Origin of the sequence: Pseudomonas sp. NPDC086278, assembly GCF_050280905.1 — a bacterium.
GTDB lineage: Bacteria > Pseudomonadota > Gammaproteobacteria > Pseudomonadales > Pseudomonadaceae > Aquipseudomonas.
In genome coordinates this window covers 1-6677 of record NZ_JBNNWE010000161.1, presented here as the reverse complement: position 1 = coordinate 6677, position 6677 = coordinate 1, and the positions used below count along the sequence as shown (strand labels likewise).

Annotated in this window: 6 protein-coding genes; 5 read left to right on the top strand and 1 reads right to left on the bottom strand. The window is 58.8% G+C overall.

The genetic code is table 11. From position 1 onward, the window contains the following. Positions 1-75 precede the first annotated feature (75 nt). From carA to ACQKP4_RS27915, 4 genes are all read left to right on the top strand, one after another. The gene (gene carA / locus ACQKP4_RS27930) at positions 76-1101 is read left to right on the top strand and encodes a glutamine-hydrolyzing carbamoyl-phosphate synthase small subunit (RefSeq protein WP_427637258.1); all 1026 of its coding nucleotides are present in this window, start codon (positions 76-78) and stop codon (positions 1099-1101) included. A 117-nt stretch (positions 1102-1218) separates the two neighbouring features. Then, positions 1219-4440, top strand: a complete 3222-nt coding sequence (gene carB / locus ACQKP4_RS27925) for a carbamoyl-phosphate synthase large subunit (RefSeq protein WP_427637257.1) — start codon at positions 1219-1221, stop codon at positions 4438-4440. Beyond that, the gene (greA, locus tag ACQKP4_RS27920; protein WP_008029775.1) at positions 4437-4913 is read left to right on the top strand and encodes a transcription elongation factor GreA; all 477 of its coding nucleotides are present in this window, start codon (positions 4437-4439) and stop codon (positions 4911-4913) included. Before carB ends, greA begins: the two co-directional genes overlap by 4 nt. 28 nt (positions 4914-4941) lie before the next feature. Then, positions 4942-5346, top strand: coding sequence for an MFS transporter (locus tag ACQKP4_RS27915; RefSeq protein WP_427637259.1), 405 nt, complete (start codon positions 4942-4944; stop codon positions 5344-5346). A 9-nt stretch (positions 5347-5355) separates the two neighbouring features. On the opposite strand, the gene ACQKP4_RS27910 is transcribed toward ACQKP4_RS27915, so the two are convergent. Next, positions 5356-5664 (bottom strand): YhbY family RNA-binding protein, encoded by a 309-nt coding sequence (locus ACQKP4_RS27910; protein ID WP_008005472.1) that lies wholly within the window; start codon positions 5662-5664, stop codon positions 5356-5358. Positions 5665-5769: 105 nt separating this feature from the next. Here ACQKP4_RS27910 and rlmE point away from each other — a divergent pair, with 105 nt between their 5' ends. Next, complete coding sequence (rlmE, locus tag ACQKP4_RS27905; RefSeq protein ID WP_427637255.1) at positions 5770-6399, top strand: 23S rRNA (uridine(2552)-2'-O)-methyltransferase RlmE; 630 nt, start codon at positions 5770-5772, stop codon at positions 6397-6399. The last annotated feature ends 278 nt before the right edge of the window (positions 6400-6677 follow it).

Genomic DNA, 6677 nt, shown 5'->3' with positions numbered 1-6677 from the left:
GCCAATGAGCCTTAAAGGCCGGGGAATGCGACAGGACGTCGCTTGGCGGAATAAAATCGGGCCCAAACGCTGGGTTTGAGCCCGATTTCGGGCGCCGATCCTTCCTACGCCCAACAGATCGTTACCCTGACTTACCCGCACATCGGCAACACCGGCACCACGCCGGAAGATGCCGAGTCCGACCGCGTCTGGTCCGCTGGCCTGGTCATCCGTGACCTGCCACTGGTTGCGAGCAACTGGCGTAACACGATGTCCCTGTCCGACTACCTGAAAGCCAACAACGTTGTGGCGATCGCTGGTATCGACACTCGCCGCCTGACGCGCATCCTGCGTGAGAAAGGCGCGCAGAACGGCTGCATCATGGCCGGCGACAACATCTCCGAAGAAGCTGCCATCGCCGCCGCACAAGGCTTCCCTGGCCTCAAAGGTATGGACCTGGCGAAAGTTGTCAGCACCAAGGAAAAGTACGAGTGGCGCTCGACTGTCTGGGACTTGAAAACCGACAGCCACGCGACCATCGACGCTTCCGAGCTGCCTTACCACGTGGTTGCGTTCGACTACGGCGTCAAGCTGAACATCCTGCGCATGCTGGTCGAGCGCGGTTGCCGCGTCACCGTTGTGCCGGCGCAGACGCCAGCCGCCGACGTCCTGGCGATGAAGCCGGACGGCGTGTTCCTGTCCAACGGCCCGGGTGATCCGGAGCCTTGCGACTACGCGATCCAGGCAATCAAGGATGTGTTGGAAACCGAGATTCCGGTGTTCGGCATCTGCCTCGGTCACCAACTGCTGGCCCTGGCCTCCGGTGCCAAGACTCTGAAAATGGGGCACGGCCACCACGGCGCCAACCACCCGGTCCAGGATCTGGACACCGGTGTGGTGATGATCACCAGCCAGAACCACGGTTTTGCGGTAGACGAAGCGACCCTGCCAGCCAACGTCCGCGCGATCCACAAATCGCTGTTCGACGGCACCCTGCAAGGGATCGAGCGTACCGACAAGAGCGCCTTCAGCTTCCAGGGTCACCCTGAAGCCAGCCCTGGCCCGAACGACGTAGCGCCTCTGTTCGATCGCTTCATCAATGAAATGGCCAAGCGACGCTAATCGCTCGCCCTGATGTAGCAAAGCTTGGGGGTGGTCCCGTTACCGGCGGCCCCCTCAAGGTTTCAAGATTGAACAAGACGGCTTGCCGACTGACCTGCGGATTTGAGTGACAAACCCATGCCAAAACGTACAGACATAAAAAGCATCCTGATTCTCGGCGCTGGCCCGATCGTTATCGGCCAGGCCTGTGAATTCGACTACTCCGGCGCCCAGGCCTGCAAAGCCCTGCGCGAGGAGGGTTACCGCGTCATCCTGGTGAACTCCAACCCAGCGACCATCATGACCGACCCGGACATGGCCGACGCTACGTACATCGAGCCGATCAAATGGCAGACCGTTGCCAAGATCATCGAGAAAGAGCGTCCGGACGCGCTGTTGCCAACCATGGGTGGCCAGACTGCTCTGAACTGCGCACTGGACCTGGAGCGCGAAGGCGTCCTGGAGAAGTTCGGTGTAGAGATGATCGGCGCCAACGCTGACACCATCGACAAGGCTGAAGACCGTTCGCGTTTCGACAAGGCGATGAAATCCATCGGCCTGGACTGCCCGCGCTCGGGGATCGCCCACAGCATGGAAGAGGCCAACGCCGTGCTCGAGAAGCTTGGCTTCCCGTGCATCATCCGTCCGTCCTTCACCATGGGCGGCACCGGCGGCGGTATCGCTTACAACCGTGAAGAGTTCGAAGAAATCTGTGCCCGCGGTCTGGACCTGTCGCCGACCAAAGAGCTGCTGATCGACGAATCCCTGATCGGCTGGAAAGAGTACGAGATGGAGGTTGTCCGCGATAAGAAGGACAACTGCATCATCGTCTGCTCCATCGAAAACTTTGACCCGATGGGCGTGCACACCGGTGACTCGATCACTGTTGCGCCGGCACAGACCCTGACGGACAAGGAATACCAGATCATGCGCAACGCCTCCCTGGCGGTACTGCGCGAGATCGGCGTGGAAACCGGCGGCTCCAACGTCCAGTTCGGCATTTGCCCGGACACTGGCCGCATGGTTGTCATCGAGATGAACCCGCGCGTTTCCCGTTCTTCGGCGCTGGCCTCGAAAGCCACCGGCTTCCCGATTGCGCGTATCGCTGCCAAGCTGGCGATCGGCTACACCCTCGACGAACTGTCGAACGAAATCACCGGCGGCGCTACCCCTGCCTCCTTCGAGCCGTCCATCGACTACGTCGTGACCAAGCTGCCACGTTTTGCCTTCGAGAAATTCCCGAAAGCCGACGCGCGCCTGACCACGCAAATGAAGTCGGTGGGCGAAGTCATGGCCATCGGCCGGACCTTCCAGGAGTCTCTGCAGAAAGCCCTGCGCGGTCTGGAAGTGGGCGTTTGCGGTCTGGACGAGAAGCTCGACCTGAGCAACCCGGAAAGCATGAGCGTGCTCAAGCGCGAACTGACCGTGCCGGGTGCCGAGCGCATCTGGTACGTGGCTGACGCCTTCCGCGCCGGTCTGTCGGTCGAAGATATCTTTGGCATGAACATGATCGACCCGTGGTTCCTGGTGCAGATCGAAGATCTGATCAAGGAAGAAGAGAAGGTCAAGACCCTGGGTCTGGCCAGCATCGACCGCGACTTGATGTTCCGCCTCAAGCGCAAAGGCTTCTCCGACATGCGTCTGGCCAAGTTGCTGGGCGTGACCGAGAAAAACCTGCGCCGCCACCGTCACAAGCTGGAAATTTTCCCGGTCTACAAGCGCGTTGACACTTGCGCGGCCGAGTTCGCTACCGACACCGCCTACATGTACTCGACGTACGAGGAAGAGTGCGAAGCTGCGCCGACGGGCCGCGACAAGATCATGATCCTGGGCGGCGGTCCAAACCGTATCGGCCAAGGCATCGAGTTCGACTACTGCTGCGTACACGCGGCGCTGGCCCTGCGTGCCGACGGTTACGAGACCATCATGGTCAACTGCAACCCGGAAACGGTCTCCACCGACTACGACACCTCTGATCGCCTGTACTTCGAACCAGTGACCCTGGAAGACGTGCTGGAAATCGTCCGCGTCGAGAAGCCCAAAGGCGTGATCGTCCAGTACGGCGGCCAAACCCCGCTGAAACTGGCCCGTGCCCTGGAAGAAGCCGGCGTGCCGATCATCGGCACCAGCCCTGACGCGATCGACCGTGCCGAAGACCGTGAGCGCTTCCAGCAGATGGTCGAGCGCCTGAACCTGCGCCAGCCGCCAAACGCCACCGTGCGCAGCGAAGACGAAGCGATTCGTGCCGCCGCCAAGATCGGTTATCCGCTGGTGGTTCGTCCGTCCTACGTACTGGGCGGCCGCGCGATGGAAATCGTCTACGAAGAAGAAGAACTCAAGCGCTACCTGCGTGACGCGGTGAAAGTGTCCAATGACAGCCCGGTGCTGCTCGACCACTTCCTCAACTGCGCCATCGAAATGGACGTGGATGCTGTTTGCGACGGCACCGATGTAGTGATCGGCGCGATCATGCAGCACATCGAACAGGCGGGCGTTCACTCAGGTGACTCCGCGTGCTCCCTGCCGCCGTACTCGCTGCCTGGCCACATCCAGGACGAAATGCGCGAACAGGTAAAGAAAATGGCCTTGGAACTGGGCGTTGTCGGCCTGATGAACGTTCAGTTGGCGCTGCAAGGCGAAGACATCTACGTCATCGAAGTCAACCCGCGCGCGTCCCGTACCGTACCGTTCGTGTCCAAGTGCATCGGTGTTTCGCTGGCCATGATCGCGGCTCGCGTGATGGCGGGTAAAACCCTGAAGGAAATTGGCTTCACCAAGGAAATCATCCCGAACTTCTACAGCGTGAAAGAGGCGGTGTTCCCATTCGCCAAATTCCCTGGCGTGGACCCGATCCTGGGCCCGGAGATGAAGTCCACCGGTGAAGTAATGGGCGTCGGCGACACCTTCGGCGAAGCGTTCGCCAAAGCCCAGATGGGTGCCAGCGAAGTGCTGCCGACCGGCGGTACCGCGTTCATCAGTGTGCGTGACGACGACAAACCATTGGTTGCAGGCGTGGCGCGTGATCTGATCAACTTGGGCTTCGAAGTGGTTGCCACTGCCGGCACTGCCAAGCTGATCGAAGCGGCCGGCCTGAAAGTGCGCCGGGTCAACAAGGTGACCGAGGGTCGTCCGCACGTGGTCGACATGATCAAGAATGACGAAGTCACGCTGATCATCAACACTACCGAAGGCCGTCAGTCGATTGCTGATTCCTACTCCATTCGTCGTAATGCCTTGCAGCACAAGATTTACTGCACCACCACCATTGCTGCTGGCGAAGCCATCTGTGAAGCGCTGAAGTTCGGTCCCGAGAAGACCGTGCGCCGCTTGCAGGACCTACACGCAGGATTGAAGGCATGATCAAGTACCCAATGACCGTCCAGGGCGCAAAAGCCCTGGAAGAAGAACACGCTCACCTGACCAAGGTCGTCCGTCCGAAGCTCAGCCAGGACATCGGTACTGCCCGCGAATTGGGTGACTTGAAGGAAAACGCCGAATACCACGCTGCTCGCGAGCAGCAGGGTATGGTCGAGGCGCGGATTCGTGATATCGAAGGCCGGATTCAGAATCAGGTCATCATTGATGTCACGTCCATTCCTCATACCGGCAAAGTGATTTTCGGCACCACCGTTGAAATCGCCAACGTCGAGACGGACGAACGCGTCACTTACCACATCGTGGGTGAGGATGAGGCTGACTTCAAACTCGGCAAGATTTCAGTCGGTTCGCCGCTCGCTCGCGCCTTGATTGCCAAGGAAGAGGGTGATGTGGTTGCTGTCAAAACGCCTGGTGGCGTTATCGAGTACGAGATTGTCGAAGTCCGCCACATCTGAAAGAAGGCGCTCGCTCCGCGCGGGCGCCATGCTTTGGCAGCTGGCTCAGATGTTGTGGGTTGGCGGCCTGTGGCTGTTGCACATCGGTTTGCTGCCGGTGCTGGGTCGAATTGGCCTGGCGCCGCTGCTGATCGACGAAATTGCAGGCATGCTGAATGCGCTGATGGTGGGGTTCGCCACAGCGTGCGTGATTTTCCAGGCTTTGGTGCTGGTACAGGCTGAGGGCCTTGTCAGTCTATGGCGCGATAATCGCGGGCAACTGCTATTGATGGCGCTGTATGCGTGTGCGATGTTTTTCGCGGTGCGCCTCGGTTGGCCCGATGCAATGCGCTGGCAAGTGTTCAGCTATCTTGTTTTGGGGATTTCCGGGCTCGTGCTGGTATTGCAACCGGTGCCGGGATGGAGTGGCGGGGTGCGCGAAGCACACCCTTGACCCTTGCCATCACTTGAAGCGATGGACGTTCGACAGCTGCTTGTTGACGCTGAAGTTCTTGCGATAAATCAGTGCCATCTTGCCGATGACCTGAACCAGGTCCGCTTTGCCGACCTTGCACAGTTCTGCAATGTTCGCCAGGCGCGACTCGCGATCGAGGATGTTGAGCTTGATTTTAATCAGCTCGTGATCCGCCAAAGCGCGTTCGAGTTCGGCTAACACACCTTCAGTCAAACCGTTGTCAGCCACTGTCAAAACTGGTTTCAGATGGTGGCCAATGGATTTGTACTGTTTCTTCTGCTCTTGAGTGAGCGGCATAATCTGACCCCTGCGTCTGATCTTGTAAAAAGCGGCGGCCAGTTTACCCGAGCGAGTCCGGGACCGCCCAGTTAATCACGACCCGTTTTATTTTCGAGGTGGCCCGTGGCCCGTTCCAAGACAAGCCTTAAGTGGCTGCAAAGACATGTCAATGATCCCTATGTGAAGCAGGCGCAGAAGGATGGTTACCGCTCGCGTGCGAGTTACAAGCTTCTGGAGGTCCAGGAGAAATACAAGCTGATCCGTCCGGGTATGAGCGTTGTCGACCTGGGAGCGGCGCCCGGCGGCTGGTCGCAGGTCACTAGTCGGCTGATCGGTGGTCAGGGGCGTCTGATCGCCTCGGACATCCTGGAAATGGACAGCATTCCGGACGTGACCTTCATCCAGGGTGACTTCACCCAGGACGAAGTGCTCGCTCAGATCCTTGAAGCCGTGGGTAATTCGCAGGTGGACCTTGTGATTTCCGATATGGCCCCCAATATGAGTGGTACGCCTGAGGTGGACATGCCAAAAGCCATGTTTCTATGTGAGCTGGCTCTTGATCTGGCGGCTCGGATACTCAAGCCGGGTGGTAATTTCGTGATCAAGGTGTTTCAGGGTGAAGGGTTTGATGCTTACGTGAAGGACGCTCGTCAGAAATTCGAGAAGGTCCAGATGATCAAGCCGGACTCCTCCCGTGGCAGTTCCCGCGAGCAATACATGCTGGCTTGGGGCTATCGCGGCCGTAGTGAGTAAATCGAGGTTTTTTTGCGGGTCGATAGGATTTTCATATTTCGCCCCGTGAGCATTAGCGAATATTGTGTAGAAAGTGTTTCACAAAGGGTTACAGACGGCGCCTGCCAGAGCCGTAGGTAATGTAGTAAGTTAGGCCGGTGAATATCATGCGAAGCGCGCGCCATTAGCGGAGCTTGCTTCAGAGGGTAGTTAATTGAACGATATGGCAAAGAAGCCCAACGCCGGGTTCGCCGGTTTGTCGGTAATGGCTTTCAGCTCGGCGGCGGCGTCGTCCAGCT